This window comes from Tessaracoccus sp. OH4464_COT-324, from assembly GCF_003932855.1.
Lineage (GTDB): Bacteria > Actinomycetota > Actinomycetes > Propionibacteriales > Propionibacteriaceae > Arachnia.
The window spans coordinates 35,171-52,463 of the sequence record NZ_RQYZ01000017.1; the positions used below are offsets into that span (position 1 = coordinate 35,171).

Genomic DNA, 17,293 nt, shown 5'->3' on the forward strand with positions numbered 1-17,293 from the left:
CTGGCGTGTCTGAACTCATCGTCGTAACGCTCAAGATCGCGTTCCTTGCGCTGCTGTGGCTGTTCATCCTGGTCACCGCCAACGTGATCCGATCCGACCTGTTCGGCAAGCGCGTGCCCGCCGCCACCCTCGCGACGGTGCCCGCCGACCGCGGCCGGCCGGAGAGCCACCGGCTCCAGCATGTGCCCACCAGGTTTGCGATCACGAGCGGCTCCCAGCAAGGCATCGCCGTGCCCGTGGAGCCGACGATCAACCTGGGCCGCGCGGCCGGCTCTACCCTGATCCTGGAAGACGAGTTCGCCTCCGCGCGCCACGCCCAGCTGGTGCAAAGAGACGAGGAAACGTGGCTGGTTTCCGACCTGCGCTCCACCAACGGTACTTTCGTTAACGGCAAGCGGGTCGGCGATGAGCCGGTGCCGGCCACCGTCGGCGACGTGATCCGCATCGGCCGCACCCTGATGAGGCTGGAGGTCTAGGTGTTCTCCTACCAGTTCACGGTCCACTCCGAGGTGGGGCGAATCCGCAAGAACAACCAGGATGCCGCCTACGGTTCCCCTACGATGCTGCTGATCTGCGACGGCATGGGCGGTGCCGCCGCCGGTGACCTGGCCTCAGCCGTGGCCGCCACCGAGGCGAAGCGCTCAGATCGTAGGCTCACCGACCCGGAGGACGCTCTCGCCGCGATCGCGGGGGTGGTCAACCGCGCCAACGACAGGATCGGGTCCCTCATCGAGGAGGAACCAACCTTCGACGGCATGGGCACCACGTTCTGCGGTGGCCTGTTCACCGGAACCCAGCTCGCCGTCGCCCACATCGGCGACTCGCGCGGCTACCTCGTGCGCGACGAGGAGATGACGCAGTTCACCCACGACCACTCCTGGGTGCAGTCCCTGATTGATGACGGTAAAATCACCCCCGAACAGGCCGCCACCCACCCACACCGCTCCCTGATCCTCAAGGTCCTGAACGGCCAGGAGGGGTTCGAGCCCGACTACTTCGTCCTCGACCTGCAAGTCGGCGACCGCATTCTCTTCTGTTCAGACGGGCTCTCCGGCTTCGTCGCGGAGGACGTGATCTGTCAGACGATTTTGTCCTTCCCGATCGACGAGGCTGTCGAGGAACTCGCCGCCGCCGCCAACGCCAGCGGCGGATACGACAACATCTCCATCGTGCTCGCCGAGGTGGTCGAGCACGACGAGGCCCTCGACCAAGCCGACGCGGTGCTCGCTGGTTCAGCCACCGAGGTGGAGGTCCCGACGATCGGCGCGCTCGCTCAGAAGGCCGGCCAGGATAGCGGATACCCGGAACCTCCTCAGCCGTCGACACCCGTCGCCGAGGAATCGACGGACCAGGAACCCGAGGAGTCCGCCCGCTACGCGCCCAGCGCGGATCGGCGTCGGCTGCCCGGAGCCCTGATCCTGCTGCTGGTCGTCGCCCTGCTCGTCGGGGTGGGGGCTTGGGGTGTGGGAGCCTTCGCACGCAGCCGCTACTTCGTCGCCCCGGATGGCGAGACTGTAGCAATCTACAACGGGCTGCCCGGGGCCATCCTGGGTCTTCGGCTGAACGAGCTTGCCGAAGACACGGAGGTGCGCTTGGCTGACTTGCCGACCTTTCACCAGCGGGCGGTGCGCAACACCATTGCTGTGACGGATCTCGATGCGGGCCGCGCGACGGCGACTGAGCTGGCCGGCATAGCCGAACGCTGCCGCGCGGTGCGGCAGCAACGCCTTCGGCCCGTTGACCCCGTGCCCGACGCTTCCTCGTCTCCTTCGCCGACGATGCCCGGTCTGCCTATGGCCCCCGGGGAGCAGCGCCCCGGCCCCGTTGACCCCGGCTATCCCACGCTCCTGGCCCCGATCACGCCCACCGCCACAGCGGAAGCAGACCCCGAGAGCTGCTGATGAGCGTAGCCGTCCAGCCCGAACTCTCCGGCGACGTCATCGTTTATCGGCGACGGCGCAACGTCGAATTGCTGCTGCTCATCTTCGCGCAGCTTTTCGGGTATTTCGGTTGGCTGCTCACCCACCTCAACCTGTACAACAAACTACCCGAGGATTGGCTGCGCGCGGCGATCATCTGGTTTGGCCTCGGCCTGGTGGCTCACCTCGTCGTGCGGTGGCGAATCCCCTACACTGATCCGGTGATCCTGCCGAGCGTCTTCCTGCTCAACGGCATCGGACTCGCGATGATCGCTCGCATTGACCAGATCCCAGACGTGCCCAAAACCGACGCCGCCATGCAGCTGCTGTGGACGGTGTTGGGCGTGGGCGCGCTGATCGCCGCAGTGAACCTGCTGCCGGATCATCGACGCCTGCAGCGTTTCCCCTACCTGCTGTTCTTGACGAGTCTCGTGCTGTTGCTATTGCCGTTGACCCCGCTCGGCATCGAGCTGAACAACGCCCGCATCTGGATCAGCGTCCACGGCTACAGTTTCCAGCCCGCGGAGGTGGCGAAGATCGCCCTGGCCATCGCTTTCGCCGCCTACTTCTACGAGAAACGCGACGTCCTGGCGCTTGCGGGCAAACGGGTTTGGGGGATCAGCATCCCGCGCGCCCGCGACTTTATTCCCATCGCCATCATGTGGCTCATCGCCCTGATGGTGATGGTCGGTCAAAACGATCTCGGCATGGCGATGCTCGTGTTCGGCCTCTTCACCGTGATGATCTACGTCGCCACACAGCGCAAGTTTTGGCCCATCCTGTCCGGGCTGCTGTTTGCGGCTGCCGCGCTTGGCGCCTACCTGTTCACCTCGCACGTGCCCCGCCGGGTCGACTCCTGGCTGCGCCCCTTCGATGACCTCGACCGCAACTGGCAGATCGTGCAGGCCCAGTTCGGGTTCGCCTGGGGTGGGCTCTTCGGCCGCGGCTGGGGCGAAGGGCGTCCCGGGCTCACGCCGCTGGCCAAGAGCGACTTCATCGCCGCTGCCGTGGGCGAGGAACTCGGCATCGTCGGCCTGATGGCGATCATCCTGGTCTACGGGCTCATCGTGTCCCGCGGCCTGAAGGCGGCCCTGCTGTGCCCCGACGGCTTCGGCAAGCTGCTCGCGGGCGGGCTCAGCTTTATTCTCGCGCTGCAGGTCTTCGCCATTATTGGTGGCGTCACGCGTCTGCTGCCGCTGACCGGGCTCACAACCCCGTTCATGAGCCAGGGCGGGTCAGCGCTGGTGGCTAACTGGCTGCTGATCGCTATCCTCATGATTATTTCGCATCGCGCCCGCATGCCGCAGGCAGCTACCGCCACCCCACAACCGGTGCAGGCCCAGGGCGAATCCGTCACAGAATGGATCCGACGATGAACGGCCCCCTGCGCAAGGTGAGTGTCTTCGTCGCGGCGATGCTGGCGCTGCTGCTGCTTAACGTCACCTACACGTCAATCTTCCGGCAGGAATCCGTCCTCAACCACCCCGCAAACCGGCGGGTGCGCGACACCGAGTTCTCCCGGGACCGGGGGGCAATCCTCGTCGGCAACACACCGATCGCGATGAGCGAGCCCTCCGGCGACCCCGCCGTGCCCTTCCTGCGCACCTACCCGGCGGGGCCGACGTGGGCCCCCGTCACGGGCTGGTTCACGCGAACAATAGGCGCATCCGGGCTGGAACGCGCCTACACGCTAGACCTGGCGGGCACCGCGTCGCAGCAGGCCGTGAACCGGCTGTTCGACATCCTGGCCGGCCGCACCCCGTCGGGCGCCGATGTCACCACCACACTGCACCCCAAGGCCCAGGAGGCCGCGATGTCGGCGCTGGGCGACGCGAAGGGCGCGGTCGTCGCGCTCGACTACACGACGGGCAAGGTGCTCGCGCTGGCCTCCACCCCCTCGTACGACCCGAACCTGCTCGCTGTGATCGACAGCAAGGCGGCCAACGATCAATGGTCCGCGCTGCTCAACCATCCCGACGAGCCGCTCAAGAACCGCGCGACACGCGAGGTCTACCCGCCCGGCTCCACCTTCAAGCTGCTGACCGCGGCTGCGGCGCTGGAGCAGGGCATTGGACCGGAGACCGAGATCCCGTCGCCGACTTCCCTGAGGCTACCCAAGTCGTCGCACTCGATGGGCAACTCCACCAACTGTGGCGGTACAACAACAACGCTTCAGCAGGCTCTCACCACCTCCTGCAACACCGCCTTCGGCTCGCTCGGCATCCAGCTGGGTGCTCAGACGATGCGAGACATGGCCGAGCGGTTCGGTTTCAACCAGGAACAGAGCATAGACATCGACGCCGCCACCTCCCGCTACCCGAAAGACGCCGACGAGGCACAAACTGCGCTCAGCGCGATCGGGCAGTTCGAGGTGGCCGCGTCCCCCCTCCAGATGGCTCAGGTGGTGGGCACCATCGCGAACGACGGGGTGATGATGAAGCCGTACATCGTTGAGACCGTCAGGACGCGCGACCTTCAGGTGCTGGCAAGTTCCCGTCCCACCGAACTAGGCCAGCCGCTGTCGGAGGCAACGGCGAAGCAGCTGAAGCAGATGATGGTCACCGCCGTGCGAGAAGGAACCGGCAAACCGGCCCGGGTTGACGGCATGGTCGTCGGCGGCAAGACGGGAACGGCCCAGTCAGCGCCGAACCGCCCGCCATACGCCTGGTTCGTGGGCTACGCGGATGATCCGAAGGTGGCCATCGCCGTGTTCATTGAGGACGCCGGCGTGGCCCGCGACGACATCTCGGGCGGGGGTTTGGCCGCCCCAATTTTCAGATCAGTTATTCAGGCTTTGCGGTGAATGATGCAATTCGAGCGCACAGTTTGCCACAATGGTGGACGGTTGAAAGGAAAGAGCGATGACTGAGCAAACCAACCTCCTCAGTGGACGCTACGAGCTGGATCAGGTGATCGGCCGTGGCGGGATGGCAGAGGTTTGGCGCGCCCGCGACATGAGGTTGCAACGCGATGTTGCGGTGAAGAGGCTGCGCTTGGACCTCGCATCCGATCCCACCTTCCAGGAGCGGTTCCGGCGAGAGGCGAAGGCCGCCGCTGGGCTAAACCACCCGAACATCGTCGCTGTCTACGACACCGGCGAGCAGCTCGACGCCGCGTCGAATGTGATGGTGCCCTACATCGTCATGGAACTCGTCGAGGGTGTGACGCTGCGCGAGGTGCTGCGCGGTGGCCGTAAGATCGTGCCGGAGAAGGCGCTGGAGTTCGCCGCCGGAGTGCTGGACGCACTCGCCTATTCGCACCGGGCCGGCATCATCCACCGCGACATCAAGCCCGCCAACGTGATGTTCACGACGCCCGGCACCGTCAAGGTGATGGACTTTGGCATCGCCCGCGCCGTGGCCGATACATCCGCGACGATGACCCAGACCGCTGCCGTCATCGGCACCGCACAGTATCTTTCCCCCGAGCAGGCCCGAGGCCACAAGGTGGACAACCGATCGGACATCTACGCGGTCGGCTGCCTGCTCTACGAGCTGCTCGTCTCCGAACCCCCGTTCAAGGGCGATTCGCCGGTCTCGGTGGTCTTCCAGCACGTGCGCGAGATGCCGGTGCCGCCGTCGCAGCGCGACCCGGAGATCACACCAGACATGGACGCCATCGTGTTGCGGGCGCTCGCGAAGGATCCGCGTGACCGCTACCAGGACGCGTCGGAGATGCGTGAAGACATCATCCGGGTGCTCAACCACCAGCCCCTGCCGCATCGCATGGCCCCGCAGACGGAGGCACCCACCCAGGTGATCGCCTCCGATCCGATCACCGCCACCGCCCGACGGGCTGCTCCCCCGATCGCGACGGTGCCCCCGCACAGCGAGCAGCCGCTGCAGCCGGCAGAGGAGTGGCCGGCAGAGGAAGAGGTTGTGGAGGAGCCACGCAAGAAAACCCCGATGATCGTGCTGGGGGTGCTTGGCGGGCTGGTGTTGATCGGCATCGTCGTCGCGCTGGTGACACTGTTCAGTGGCGGCCCGACCGCGCCAGCCTCGCCCAGCCCGTCGCCCAGCCCCAGCCTGAGCCCCACCGAGTCGCCGTCGCCGACGGTGCAGCCGGTGAAAGTGCCGAAGCTGGAAGGGCTCGCGGAGCAGGATGCCGTGGAGAGCCTGCGCAAACTTGGCCTCGCGCCCAAGGTGGAATACGTCGAGGGCAAAAAGGACCAGGCGGGCAAAGTGGAGGGCACCGACCCGCGCGCAGACACCGAGGTGGTGGAGGGCGCGGTGGTGACCGTGCGCGTCTACAAGGCGCCCGAGACCATCCGCATTCCGGCCACCATCGTCGGCATGACGGAAGCCCAGGCGCGCGAAGAACTGATCGGGCTGGGCTTCGCCAAGGGCAACATCAAAACCGTCAAAGCCGATCCCGCATCCGAACCGATCACCGCCAAGCCGGGCACCGTCGTCTCGCTGGATCCCTCCACCGAGGCTGGCCCGGATGCGACGATCATCCTCACCATCGCGACTGGCGAATCCCGGGTGCCTGCCTTGACCAGCATGACTCCGGGCAAGGCCACCGAGGAGGCGAAGAAGGCTGGCTTCGAGATCGAGGTGCGGGTGGTGGAGACAAACACCGAGCTAGAGGGCGTCGTCTTCGAGCAAAACCCGCGCGAGGGAACCACCCTCGCCCGAAGCGAGAAGATCACGGTCTCCGTAGCCCGAAACAAGTCTGAGCCGACCTCCCCGAGCTCCTCGCCGTCGGCCACGCCCGGTGATCAGTGACGTCGGGAAAATTTCGCTGGGTCCGGGGTTTGCGACTGCCTGCGCAGCGCAGCTCCCGGACCGCTCTCGGGCACGCCACGAGCGCCCTGGTGTTGGCCACCGCTGGGCTGCTGATCACCGTCTCCGCGCTCGCGGCCCGCGGCAGCGACCTGCGCAGCGACCGTAATCTGAGCTTGCGCGAGCTGATCATCGCGCAGGGTCAACGGAATGCCCAGCTGGAGGAACAGATTGAGCAGTTGCGGGCCAAGATCGCTGAAGCAGGTGAGGATGACGAGCTGCTGGCTGATCTGCAGCCGCGGATCGCCTCGGCTGCGCTGGCCGCCTCGACGACGCCCGTCGTCGGGCCGGGCGTTCGGGTACAGCTGGCGGATGCCCCACCGGACGTCAAGCCGGCCGGCGTGAGCGAGGACGCCCTCGTGGTACACCAGCAGGACATCCAGGAGGTGGTGAACGCGCTCTGGTCCGGCGGAGCCGAGGCGATCACCATTCAGGGTGAGCGGGTGATCGCCACAACGGGCATCAAATGCGTGGGAAACACCGTGGTGCTCCACGGTGTGCCGTATGCGCCACCTTATGTGATCGAGGCGATCGGCGACCCGGCTAAACTCACGAAAGCGCTGGATGGTTCCTCGGCTGTGACGATCTTCCGGCAGTACGTCAACGCTTACGGTTTGGGATTCTCAATGGAGAAGGTTGGCGAACTGGACATGCCGGGATTCACCGGCACGCTTGGGCTCGGCCACGCACGCCGCGGGTCGAATTGAGCGTTTCTGGGGGCCGCGTGGCATTACTGGCCATCCTCAACTAACCTAAGACGGGATTTGCAAGGAGGAACAGTGCCGGAATCACGAGTACGCAAGGAAGCCGCGCGGAAGAAGTACGCCAAGAAGCGCCGCCAAGCGCTTGAGGAGAAGGCGGAGACCACTCGCCTCGCGTCCGGCGGACGTGACTGGGTGCCGTGGGTTTTCGTGCCCGTCGGGCTGTTGGGTGTGCTGTGGATGATCGTGTGGAACCTGGCCGGCCAGTCGATTGGTTTTCTGAGCGCGCTCGGCAACTGGAACCTCCTGATCTCCTTGGGTTTCATCGTCGCCAGCCTTTTCCTGATGACCCTCTGGAAGTAGCCGAGGACACGATCAGCGCATCCGGCCCCGCGGCCGGGTGCGCTTTTTCGTGCGTCCGGAGCCACCGTCGGGTGGCGGAGGAGCCGCTGCCACCCACCTCGACAGCGGCTGGGCTTTATCTAATATCGCGGCCGGAAGCTAGAATGCCGCCGTGACCGAGATGCTCCCCAATGATTCCGAACAGACCGCAGTCCGCAAGGAAAAGCGCGCCCGCCTGCTGGCGGCCGGCGTCGAACCCTATCCCGCGGACCTCAAGCGCACCCATTCGCTCGCCGAGGTGCGCGCGGGCTGGCAGCATCTTGAGACCGGTCAGGAAACCGACGACGTGGTGGCCGTCGGCGGCCGCGTCGTGTTCATCCGCAACACCGGGAAGCTGGCATTCGCGACGCTGCAGGACGGGTTCGGCCCCACCAGCAACGGCGAGCGGCTACAGGTGATGCTGTCGCTGGCCGAGGTGGGCGAGGAAGCGCTCGCCGCATGGAAGTCCGATGTCGATCTGGGCGACCATGTCTGGGTGCAAGGCCGGGTGATCGTCTCGAAGAGAGGCGAACTCTCGGTGATGGCCGCTTCCTGGCGGATGGCTTCAAAGGCGCTGCGCCCGCTGCCGGTTTTGCACAAGGAGCTTTCCGAGGAAGCGCGAGTGCGGCGCCGCTACGTCGACCTGATCGTCCGCGACGAGGCGCGCGAGATGGTGCGCAAGCGCTCCGCCATCACCCGAGCAGTGCGCGACACCCTGTACGCCCGCGACTACCTGGAGGTGGAGACCCCGATCCTCCAACTGATGCACGGCGGTGCCGCTGCCCGACCCTTCGGCACGCACCTGAACGCATTCGGCATCGACATGAGCCTGCGCATTGCGCTGGAGCTGCACCTGAAGCGTACGATGGTGGGTGGCGCTGATCGGGTGTTCGAGATGGGCAGGGTGTTCCGCAACGAGGGTGTCGACTCGTCGCACTCCCCCGAGTTCACGATGTTGGAGGCCTACCAGGCGTGGGGTGATCAGTTCACCGTCGCGAATCTCACCAGGGACATCTTCCTGGCCGCCGCCGACGCCGTCGGCAGCCGCCAGCTGGAAACCCCGAAGGGCACGGTCGACCTGGACGGCGAGTGGCGTTGGCTGCCGGTTTTCCCCGCGCTGTCCGAGGAGCTTGGGGAGGAAATCACCGCCGATACGGCGCTCGCCGACCTCCAGCGGCACGCGGACGCGCGCGAGGTCGAGTACGACCCGAAGTGGGACGCGGGCAAGCTGGCCATGGAACTGTTCGCGGAGTTGATCGAACCAACCCTGGTGCAGCCCACCTTCGTGTGCGACTACCCGTGCGTCGCTCAGCCGCTGGCCCGGATCAACTCCGAGGTTCCCGGCCAGGTGCTCGCGTGGGATCTCATCATCGGTGGGATGGAGCGCGGCACTGGGTTCACCGAGCTGATCGACCCGGTGATTCAGCGCGACGTGCTCACCGCCCAGTCCTTGCGCGCAGCCGCCGGCGACCCGGAGGCGATGCAGTTGGACGTCGACTTCATCGAGTCCCTGGAGTATGGCGTGCCGCCGATGGGTGGTTTGGGTGTGGGCATTGACCGGCTCATCATGCTGCTGACCGGGGTCGGCATCCGCGAGACCATTCTCTACCCGCTGCTGCGCCCGCAGGCCTGAGCCGCGCCACGAGGGAAACTCCGGGCAGGTCGGGTCCGCTGCAGCCGCCTACCGCATTGCACACGCTGGTCGAGAGGCAGGCAACTCCCATTGCCCGAACTGGGGCGGTAAGCGCGGCGCTATTTCGGCGCCCGGGTCTGACCGTTCGTGCGCGCCGCGCGAACCGGTTTCAGCTGCCCGTAGACCTCCACCGTGGCCTTGGCCACGAGCAGTATCAGCAGAACGAGCAGCTTGGGGTCGATCCTCAGGCCGGCCCCTCCTCCGTGTAGCTGCGAAAAGGACCAGACGAAGACGAACCAGCACAGGAGGATCGCGATGTGCAGCATCACGACCCGCGCAGACGCGAAACCGTAGGTTTCCTTGAAATTGTTGGGCTTTCGCTCCCGCTGATCCCAGCCTTCGATGCTGTAACGCACGACGAGGAGCACCGCGGGCAGGAAGAGTTCTGCCATGGTCATTCGGAAACCAGCAAAGGTAGCGAGGGTGAAGCTGAACACGGAATGGATGAGCGTGAAGAAGAGCAGCTGGAAAGCGATCATGACGAAGGTCCCCCAGCTGAATTCCTTGTTTCGTCGGTAGCTGCCCATCCGCACCACCGCCAGGATGACCAGCAGCAGATTCTCGAACCACAGCAGCAGAAACACGTTGCCCATCGGCCAATCAAGGAATATCACCCCGGCGACCTGCCAGAGCGTATTGCCTAAAGCCAAAGCTATCGTGATGAGTAGTCCCCGACTCACGTCTTCCCCTTCCCCATCGGCCCCTTCGAGGCCGACCCGCTGTCCCTACCCTAGCTGAGGCTGGCGGGTGCCGCGCTGGAGCCCGCCGCAGCTTCTGCGCCGCCCGCGCCACCGCGTCGCGGGTGCACTGGCAGCGCGCGCGTCGCATCGGCCTCCCGGATGTCGACGATGTACGCACGGGTCAGCAGACCGGACAGGCTGCGGTGAGTCTTCGTGAAGGGCACCAGCACGATCGCGGCCGGCACCACCAGCAGCAACCACAGCCATGGACCATGGCCGACGACAAACGCTAGCGTCCACGGGCCGGAAACGATCAGCGAACGCAGCACCCGCTGCCAGCGGGAGCCGTCGTGCCATCCCCCATCCGGGGTGCGCCATCTCGGGGTCAGCCAGACCGCGGTTTGTCCCACGGAGGCCGCGAGGTGATTCCAGGCGGGCCACACGAAAACGATCAGTGTGGCTCCGACGATGCCCGCCTGGTCCACCCAGCCCACCCACTCCGGGTCCCGCGCACCCAGCAGCACGGCCACGACGCGCGCACCCACGCCGGCTCCCCACATGGTGAGCACCACCAGGGTTCCGTCTATGGCCATCCCGACCCACCGTCGCCAGACGGTCACGGGGCGAGGAACCAGGCGTTCCTCTTGCAGTTGCTGCGCTCGCGGCATCCACCACAGCAGCAGTGGCGCCAGCACCGCGCCAACGAACGCGCCCAGCGTGTTGGCGAGCACATCGTCGATGTCCGCTGCGCGGTACGCGCACGGGTAGATGAACCAAAACCCGGTCAGCTGAGTCAGCTCGATCAGCCAACTCGTAACGAAACCGAGCAGCGTGGCGAAGAGAATCGAGCGCGCGAAGTAGCGCCGCAGGATCACGCCGAACGGGATGAAGAGCACCACGTTGAACGCCACCTGGAGCACCGTGAAGGTGGTGACGAACTCGGTGAAGGTACGGCCCACGGCGAGCCGGCGAAAGTCTTCGATGAAGCTGAACGGCCGCAGGTTAACCCCGCCCGAGTAGGCGCTACACACGGTTGCCCGATCCGGAAGCGGCAGCAGCGTGTAGGTGAAGAGCGCGGTGGCGTACAGGCAGACTGCGGCGAGCCCGAGCAGGCGAGCGAAGCTGAGCCTGCCGAAGCGGCGATACTGCCAGGCCAGGCCAGGCAGGAATAGTGCGGCGAACGCCGCTGCCCCGATGACGCCCGCAAGCAACCCATTGTCAACCCACTCGCGCATAGCCCTCCGATCTCAAGCGACGACACTACCGCGCTACCCTCGCAGCGACGGATCGATGCTGCGGGAACGCCGAGCACTATAATGGCCGCATGTCCGAACCTTATCCGTCCCCACGCCTCCGCACCGGAGACAGTGAGCGAGAAGCCGTGCTGTGCATCCTGCAGGAGGCGCACGCCATGGGGCGGCTGTCGCTGGAGGAGCTGAACGAACGCCAGGAGCAAACCCTGGCCGCGCGCTACGCGGACGAACTGGTGCCGATCACCGCTGACCTGCCCGAAGGGGCGGCTCTGGGTCCGCAGCCGGTGCCGCAGGCCCAGGCCGCGCACATGAGGCAACTCGCGTATCCGGAAAGCCTGGGCACAAGGGTCGCGGTCATGAGCGGACGGGAAGTTCGCTTGCCCCCGGGGTGCACGCGCTACTCCGGTTTCGCGTTCTGGGGCGGTGACGAGGTCGTTGTGACGGACGCGCTCGGCCCGGGCGTCGTGGTGGAGGTCAACGCCTCCGCGATCATGGGCGGCTTCCAGTTGCGGGTGCCGCCGGGTGTGCGGGTGATTGACAAAACCATCGCGATCATGGCGGGCGCGGAGGTCAAGAAGGAGGCACAGGGCGACGGCAGCTTCGGCACGGTCATTCTGAAGGGTTTCCTGTTCTGGGCCGGCATCGAGGTGGCCCTCGATCCGCGCTCGGTGCAGCCCTACTGAGCGCCCAGCGGCAGCCGCAGCACCACCGTGGTGCCTTGACCCTCGATGGAACTCAGCTCGCAGCCACCGCCGAGCCGCCGTGTGACCGCCGCCACCATCGACAGCCCCAGGCCGTGTCCGGGTATGTGGCGCACCCCGGAGCCTCGGGCCAGTTCGCCCCACACCTGATCCACCTCGCCCGCAGGGATGCCGCACCCGGTATCCGAGACCTCGACCCGCACCATGTGCCGCTCCTCGGAGGCTCGGATCTCGATGGTGGCCCCGGGGCCGGAGTACTTGTGCGCGTTGGACACGACGTTGTACAGCGCCAGGAACACCAGGTCGCGGTCTCCCCACACCGCGGGCAGCGGGCGTGGTGCCCGGGGCAGCGACACCACAACGTCGCGATCCGACAGGTCCAGCGCGGCCAGCACATCGTCGATCACCTCCGCGAGGTCGACGGGTTCCTGCGCCACGGGGTACTCGTCGATCTCGCTCAGCTTGCGCAGCTCCCCCACCAGGCCTTGCAGCCGGTCTACCTGGCCCATGAGTTGGCGCGCCAGCACCGGGTCGGACACGCTGGGAAGAGCCATCTTCAGCGCGGTGACGGGGTTCTTCAGCTCGTGGTCGAGCCGCCCGACGAACGTTCGATGTGCCCGCCTGGATTCGGACTCCGCACTCCGCCTCGCCTGCTCGACGGCCTGCCGCCGGGCGCGACGCTGACCGAGGACCACCGCGGCGACGGCCAGCATCAGCCCGGCGGCGACGAGCGGCAGCGCCCAGAGCTGGAGTTCCACATAGGCTGCACGGCGCTCACCGGAGGCCCACCAAGCGATGGCGCCTCCGACGGCGAGCACGGCCACCACCCACAGGTATCTCATCGCGCCTCCACCTTGGGGTGAAACCGGTAGCCGACTCCCTGAACGGTGTCGATCACGTCGTCAACGCCACGCGCCGCCAAGGCCTTGCGGATCTCCGCCACCCGGTGGTCGACGGCGCGCGTAGTGATCGCGAACTCGATACCCCACACCCGCGCGAGCAACTCCTCCCGGGTGAATGTTTGGCCATGGTTGAGCATCAGGAACTCCAGGAGCGCCCATGCCTTCGGTGTGAGGGCCAGCGCGCGGGAGTGAACGGATGCGGTGCGCTGCTGCCGGTCCATCTCCACCCCGCCCCCGACGATGGTGTGGGCATGCGCGAGGGTTCGGCCTCGCGCGTCGCGGCGCAGCACCGCACGAATGCGGGCGAGCAGCTCGGCCTGGTCGAAGGGTTTGTTCAGGTAGTCGTCGGCCCCGCCGTCGAGTGCGTCCGCGCGCTGCCCTGCCGCGCCGACGCCGGTGAGCAGGATTACGGGCGTCCAGTCGCCGCGTCCCCGGAGGGTGGCGAGCACGCTGCGCCCGTCAGCGCGCGGCATCAGCACGTCGAGCACTATCAGGTCCGGCGCGTGGGTTGCGATCACTTCGAGGGCGGCTACACCGTCGCAGGCCGTCTGGACGCCGAAGCCCGCAGCACGCAGCACGACGGCCACCTGGGAGCGGATCATCTCGTCGTCGTCGACGACCAGGACGGTGGGCATCGCTTCCTCGCTTCCGGGCTACTGCTTCCCGACAGTATTATTCACGCCTTCCTGGCGCACTTCGCCGGTGACCTCCGCGTTGATGGTGTTCATGCTGCCCATGATCGTGACATCTCCGATTTTGTCGACCTCGACCTCGTTGCTGGCCCCCGCAATAGTGAGTTTGTCAATGCTCTGGCCCTTGAGCGTCACCATGGCTGCCTCGACGCGCACCTCGTCGGCGGTCTCAAAGGTGACGTTGGACGCAGCACCGGTGATCACCAGCAGTTCGCAGTGCCCGGTGAACCTGAGTTCGCTGAGCGCGGTCTGCACCTCGCGGGTTCCGCACTCCTCCGCTGGGCCACCATCGCCAACCCGCACGTCAACGCCACCGCCGGTCACTCGCACGCCCGGATCGTTCCCTTGGCTGGGCGCTGAGGCGTCCGCTTTCGAGTTGGGGCCGTTGGCCTCGGCGCTCACCTCAACGTCGCCGCTGATGACGCGGGGCTCGGGAAGTTTGCCCTCGCCGTTGCGGGGCGGCTCGCCGTCGGCGGGAGCCACGTTCATGGTCTTGGGTGCCTGCGCGGTGGGTTGACCGTCGGAGGGGCCCGCGGTTACTCCCGCGGAGCACCCGACGGTGGCCAGGGTCAACGCGGCGACGATTCCGATGCGTGCGATTGCAGCCTTCATGGCGTTTCCTTTCGTTTCGTTGTCCTCAGCTTGCCGAACTGCGGGGTCACTGCAGCCGGGTTGTCGCAGGCTCGCGACAACTGACTCACGTTTGCGACACGCCGCGGGCCGCGGTTATCTGCAAAAGTGCCCGGACCTTGGGGAGCGGCGGGATACTGGTTGCACGGCATCCAGCCGGGAGTACAGGACTGGTCGATGAAACCTGCTGAACGTGATCCGAGTTTGCTGAGTACCGCGCAGGTATGCGCGGCTCACGGTCTTGATCCGAGCACGGGGCTCAGCGCCGACGAGGCACGGCGTCGGCTCAGCGAGCACGGCCCCAATGAGCTTCGGCAGAAGCCGCCGGTTCCGCTGTGGCGCAAGGTGTTGGCGCAGTTCCAGGACCCGCTGGTGTATCTGCTGTTTGCCGCGATGGGCATTTCGCTCGCGGCCTGGCTCGCGGAGGGCACGTCGGGCGTACCGATCGACGTGGTGGTGATTGCGCTGATCGTGGTGGCCAATGCCGCGCTCGGGTTGGCGCAGGAGCGCAAGGCGGAGGGTGCCGTCGCCGCGCTGGCGAAGCTCACGGCGGCCACGTCGACGGTGGTGCGCGACGGCGCGCTGGTCACCGTTTCGGCGAGCGAACTGGTCCCGGGCGACCTGCTGGTGCTGGGCGAGGGCGACGCGGTGGGCGCGGATGCGCGTCTGTTGAGCGCCACTAGCTTGAAGGTGCAGGAGTCGTCGCTGACGGGCGAGTCGGAGGCCACCGCAAAGCAGACTGAGCCGCTGACGAGTCTGGTGGCGTTGGGCGACCGCAGCAACATGGTGTTCCGCGGCACCGCCGTTGTGCATGGGGTGGGTCGTGCGGTGGTGACCGCGACGGGCATGGGCACCCAGATGGGCGCGATCGCGGACATGCTGGACGCCTCGGAGTCGGAACCGTCGCCGCTGGAACGGGAGATTGCGGGCGTGTCGAAGGCGCTCGGGCTGCTGGTGCTGGGGATTGCGGCGGTGGTGATGGCCACGCTGTGGCTGGTGAGCGACGTGCGCTCGTTCGAGGACGCCGTCGAGATTCTGCTGCTGGGGGTGAGCCTCGCCGTGGCGGCGGTGCCTGAGGGGCTGCCCGCGATTCTGTCGCTGGTGCTGGCGATCGGAGTGCAGGCGATGGCCAAGCGCAACGCGGTGATGAAGGATCTGCACTCCGTGGAGACGTTGGGTTCAGCGTCGGTGATCGCTTCGGATAAGACGGGTACCCTGACCCGCAACGAGATGATGCTCAGCCGGGTACTGACGGCATCGGGTGAGGTGCGCTTGACTGGATCGGGTTACGACCCGGCGGGTGGCCCGGCGGATCCGGTGGTTCCGGAGGCTCTTGCGGAGGCAGCGCTCGCCGTCGGTGGCGGGGCTATCGCGAATAATGCGCAGTTGTCGTTCGATGGCGGGTGGCGCGTCGAGGGCGACCCAACGGAGGCCGCGTTCCTGGTGGCGGCGCGGAAACTTGAGGGCGCGACCGAACTGGCGCAGGGGTTTGAGCGCGCGGCCGAGGTCCCGTTCTCGTCGGAGCGGAAGCTGATGAGCGTTGGCGGCCGCGACGGGCAGGGGCTGCGGCTGTACACTAAGGGCGCTCCCGACGTGTTGCTGGCTCACTGCGTTACCCGCCAGGTTGGCGCGGAGGTGCGGGCCCTGTCGGACGGGGATCGACAGGAGATTCTGGCCGGGGTGGAGCGGCTTTCCGGTTCGGGGTATCGGACGTTGGGCGTGGCTAGCCGTGAGTTGCCGCAGTTGGCCGAGGAGCTGGCCGAGGACGCTGAGGAGGGGCTCACTTTCCTGGGTGTGGTTGCGATTGTTGATCCGCCTCGGGCGGAGGCGGCTGAGGCGATCCGGGAGGCGCAGCGGGCCGAGATCCGCACGATGATGATCACCGGCGACCACCCGCGCACGGCGGCCCGGATTGGCGCGGACCTGGGCATCGTCGGGGCGGACGGGCGGGCGCTGACCGGGGTGGAGCTGGATGCGTTGTCGGAGGACGAGTTTCGTTTGGCGGTGCGGGAGGTGAGCATTTATGCCCGGGTTTCGCCCGCGCACAAGCTGAGCATTATTGACGCGCTGCAAGACGACGGGCTCATCGTCGCCATGACGGGAGACGGGGTGAACGATGCGCCGGCGTTGAAGTCGGCCGATATCGGTATCGCCATGGGCATTACCGGCACGGAGGTGACGAAGGAGGCTGGGAAGATGATACTGGCCGACGATAACTACGCGACGATCGTTTCGGCGGTCAGGCAGGGGCGTGGCATCTTCGACAACATCAAGAAGTTCCTGCGTTTCCTATTGTCGTCGAACATGGGCGAAGTGACCACGGTCTTCTTCGGTGTGCTGCTGGCAGGGGTGCTGGGGCTGGCCGACGCCACTGGGGCGACGCTGGCGGTGCCGCTGCTGGCCACCCAGATTCTGTGGATCAATCTGGTGACGGATTCGGGTCCGGCGCTGGCGATGGGGGTTGATCCGGATGACGGTGACCTGATGGCGCGGCCGCCGCGCGACCCCAGAAAGGCGATCATCGATCGTCGGATGTGGTATCGGATCGGGTTCATCGGCGCTGTGATGGGCGCGGTTTCCCTGGTGGGCATCGACCTGTTCCTGCCGGGTGGGCTGTTCACGCTGAACGATTCCTCGCTGGAGGTGGCGCGCACTGCGGGGTTCACGACGCTCGTTTTTGCTCAGCTGTTCAACGCGCTCAACTCGCGCTCCGACGAGCGCTCGGCCTTCCGGGGGATGTTCGCCAACCGCTGGTTGTGGGCATCCATCTTGCTCGCGGTGGTGTTGCAGGTGGCTGTGGTGCACCTGCCGGTGCTGCAGACCGCGTTCGGCACGGCTTCGCTCAGCCCGGGGCAGTGGGCGGTGACGGCTGCGCTGGCTTCGGCGGTGTTGTGGGTCGAGGAGTTGGCGAAACTCGTTCGTGCTGCCCTGCGACGCCAGGCGCGCCGGTGATGGCT

General features: G+C 66.6%; 15 protein-coding genes. 10 read left to right on the forward strand and 5 right to left on the reverse strand.

Annotation, left to right across the window (positions count from 1 at the left end; genetic code table 11):
- Nucleotides 1–5 precede the first annotated feature (5 nt).
- From EII42_RS09330 to EII42_RS09365, 8 genes are all read left to right on the forward strand, one after another.
- Nucleotides 6–476 (forward strand): FHA domain-containing protein, encoded by a 471-nt coding sequence (locus tag EII42_RS09330; RefSeq protein ID WP_125171856.1) that lies wholly within the window; start codon nt 6–8, stop codon nt 474–476.
- Nucleotides 477–1,901, forward strand: a complete 1,425-nt coding sequence (locus EII42_RS09335) for a PP2C family serine/threonine-protein phosphatase (RefSeq protein WP_125171857.1) — start codon at nt 477–479, stop codon at nt 1,899–1,901.
- A complete protein-coding gene (locus EII42_RS09340) occupies nt 1,901–3,295 on the forward strand; it encodes an FtsW/RodA/SpoVE family cell cycle protein (protein WP_233558339.1) in 1,395 nt (464 codons plus the stop codon). The genes EII42_RS09335 and EII42_RS09340 overlap by 1 nt, the downstream gene beginning before the upstream one ends.
- Nucleotides 3,292–4,722, forward strand: a complete 1,431-nt coding sequence (locus EII42_RS09345; RefSeq protein WP_125171859.1) for a penicillin-binding protein 2 — start codon at nt 3,292–3,294, stop codon at nt 4,720–4,722. The genes EII42_RS09340 and EII42_RS09345 overlap by 4 nt, the downstream gene beginning before the upstream one ends.
- Nucleotides 4,723–4,780: 58 nt before the next feature.
- A complete protein-coding gene (gene pknB / locus EII42_RS09350; protein WP_125171860.1) occupies nt 4,781–6,646 on the forward strand; it encodes a Stk1 family PASTA domain-containing Ser/Thr kinase in 1,866 nt (621 codons plus the stop codon).
- A 29-nt stretch (nt 6,647–6,675) separates the two neighbouring features.
- Complete coding sequence (locus tag EII42_RS09355; protein WP_233558340.1) at nt 6,676–7,410, forward strand: DUF881 domain-containing protein; 735 nt, start codon at nt 6,676–6,678, stop codon at nt 7,408–7,410.
- Between the two features lie 72 nt (nt 7,411–7,482).
- Complete coding sequence (locus EII42_RS09360; protein ID WP_125171861.1) at nt 7,483–7,767, forward strand: cell division protein CrgA; 285 nt, start codon at nt 7,483–7,485, stop codon at nt 7,765–7,767.
- A gap of 160 nt (nt 7,768–7,927) precedes the next feature.
- Nucleotides 7,928–9,418 (forward strand): lysine--tRNA ligase, encoded by a 1,491-nt coding sequence (locus EII42_RS09365; RefSeq protein WP_125171891.1) that lies wholly within the window; start codon nt 7,928–7,930, stop codon nt 9,416–9,418.
- 119 nt (nt 9,419–9,537) lie between these two features.
- Here the strand turns inward: EII42_RS09365 and EII42_RS09370 are convergent, their stop codons facing one another.
- Nucleotides 9,538–10,158, reverse strand: a complete 621-nt coding sequence (locus EII42_RS09370) for a DUF6498-containing protein (RefSeq protein WP_148098043.1) — start codon at nt 10,156–10,158, stop codon at nt 9,538–9,540.
- 50 nt (nt 10,159–10,208) lie between these two features.
- Nucleotides 10,209–11,393, reverse strand: a complete 1,185-nt coding sequence (locus EII42_RS09375) for a VanZ family protein (RefSeq protein ID WP_125171863.1) — start codon at nt 11,391–11,393, stop codon at nt 10,209–10,211.
- A gap of 89 nt (nt 11,394–11,482) precedes the next feature.
- Between EII42_RS09375 and EII42_RS09380 the strand changes: the two genes are divergently transcribed.
- Entirely contained in the window at nt 11,483–12,094 is a 612-nt protein-coding gene (locus tag EII42_RS09380; RefSeq protein ID WP_125171864.1) for a DUF1707 domain-containing protein, read from the forward strand.
- Here EII42_RS09380 and EII42_RS09385 read toward each other — a convergent pair.
- From EII42_RS09385 to EII42_RS09395, 3 genes are read right to left on the reverse strand one after another with little or no spacing between them, the layout of a single operon-like run.
- Entirely contained in the window at nt 12,088–12,954 is an 867-nt protein-coding gene (locus tag EII42_RS09385; protein WP_125171865.1) for a sensor histidine kinase KdpD, read from the reverse strand. The two genes, EII42_RS09380 and EII42_RS09385, sit on opposite strands and share 7 nt — an antisense overlap.
- Complete coding sequence (locus EII42_RS09390) at nt 12,951–13,649, reverse strand: response regulator transcription factor (RefSeq protein WP_125171866.1); 699 nt, start codon at nt 13,647–13,649, stop codon at nt 12,951–12,953. The genes EII42_RS09385 and EII42_RS09390 overlap by 4 nt, the downstream gene beginning before the upstream one ends.
- 18 nt (nt 13,650–13,667) lie before the next feature.
- Nucleotides 13,668–14,318, reverse strand: a complete 651-nt coding sequence (locus EII42_RS09395) for a DUF3060 domain-containing protein (protein WP_125171867.1) — start codon at nt 14,316–14,318, stop codon at nt 13,668–13,670.
- A 195-nt stretch (nt 14,319–14,513) separates the two neighbouring features.
- Here EII42_RS09395 and EII42_RS09400 point away from each other — a divergent pair, with 195 nt between their 5' ends.
- Nucleotides 14,514–17,288 (forward strand): cation-translocating P-type ATPase, encoded by a 2,775-nt coding sequence (locus EII42_RS09400; RefSeq protein ID WP_125171868.1) that lies wholly within the window; start codon nt 14,514–14,516, stop codon nt 17,286–17,288.
- The last annotated feature ends 5 nt before the right edge of the window (nt 17,289–17,293 follow it).

Bases quoted from the DNA above. Each gene is read 5' to 3' on its own strand.
- EII42_RS09340 (WP_233558339.1), top strand. From the start codon at position 1,901: ATGAGCGTAGCCGTCCAGCCCGAACTCTCCGGCGACGTCATCGTTTAT.
- EII42_RS09345 (WP_125171859.1), top strand. From the start codon at position 3,292: ATGAACGGCCCCCTGCGCAAGGTGAGTGTCTTCGTCGCGGCGATGCTG.
- pknB (WP_125171860.1), top strand. From the start codon at position 4,781: ATGACTGAGCAAACCAACCTCCTCAGTGGACGCTACGAGCTGGATCAG.
- EII42_RS09365 (WP_125171891.1), top strand. From the start codon at position 7,928: ATGCTCCCCAATGATTCCGAACAGACCGCAGTCCGCAAGGAAAAGCGC.
- EII42_RS09375 (WP_125171863.1), bottom strand. From the start codon at position 11,393: ATGCGCGAGTGGGTTGACAATGGGTTGCTTGCGGGCGTCATCGGGGCA.
- EII42_RS09380 (WP_125171864.1), top strand. From the start codon at position 11,483: ATGTCCGAACCTTATCCGTCCCCACGCCTCCGCACCGGAGACAGTGAG.
- EII42_RS09385 (WP_125171865.1), bottom strand. From the start codon at position 12,954: ATGAGATACCTGTGGGTGGTGGCCGTGCTCGCCGTCGGAGGCGCCATC.
- EII42_RS09390 (WP_125171866.1), bottom strand. From the start codon at position 13,649: ATGCCCACCGTCCTGGTCGTCGACGACGACGAGATGATCCGCTCCCAG.
- EII42_RS09395 (WP_125171867.1), bottom strand. From the start codon at position 14,318: ATGAAGGCTGCAATCGCACGCATCGGAATCGTCGCCGCGTTGACCCTG.
- EII42_RS09400 (WP_125171868.1), top strand. From the start codon at position 14,514: ATGAAACCTGCTGAACGTGATCCGAGTTTGCTGAGTACCGCGCAGGTA.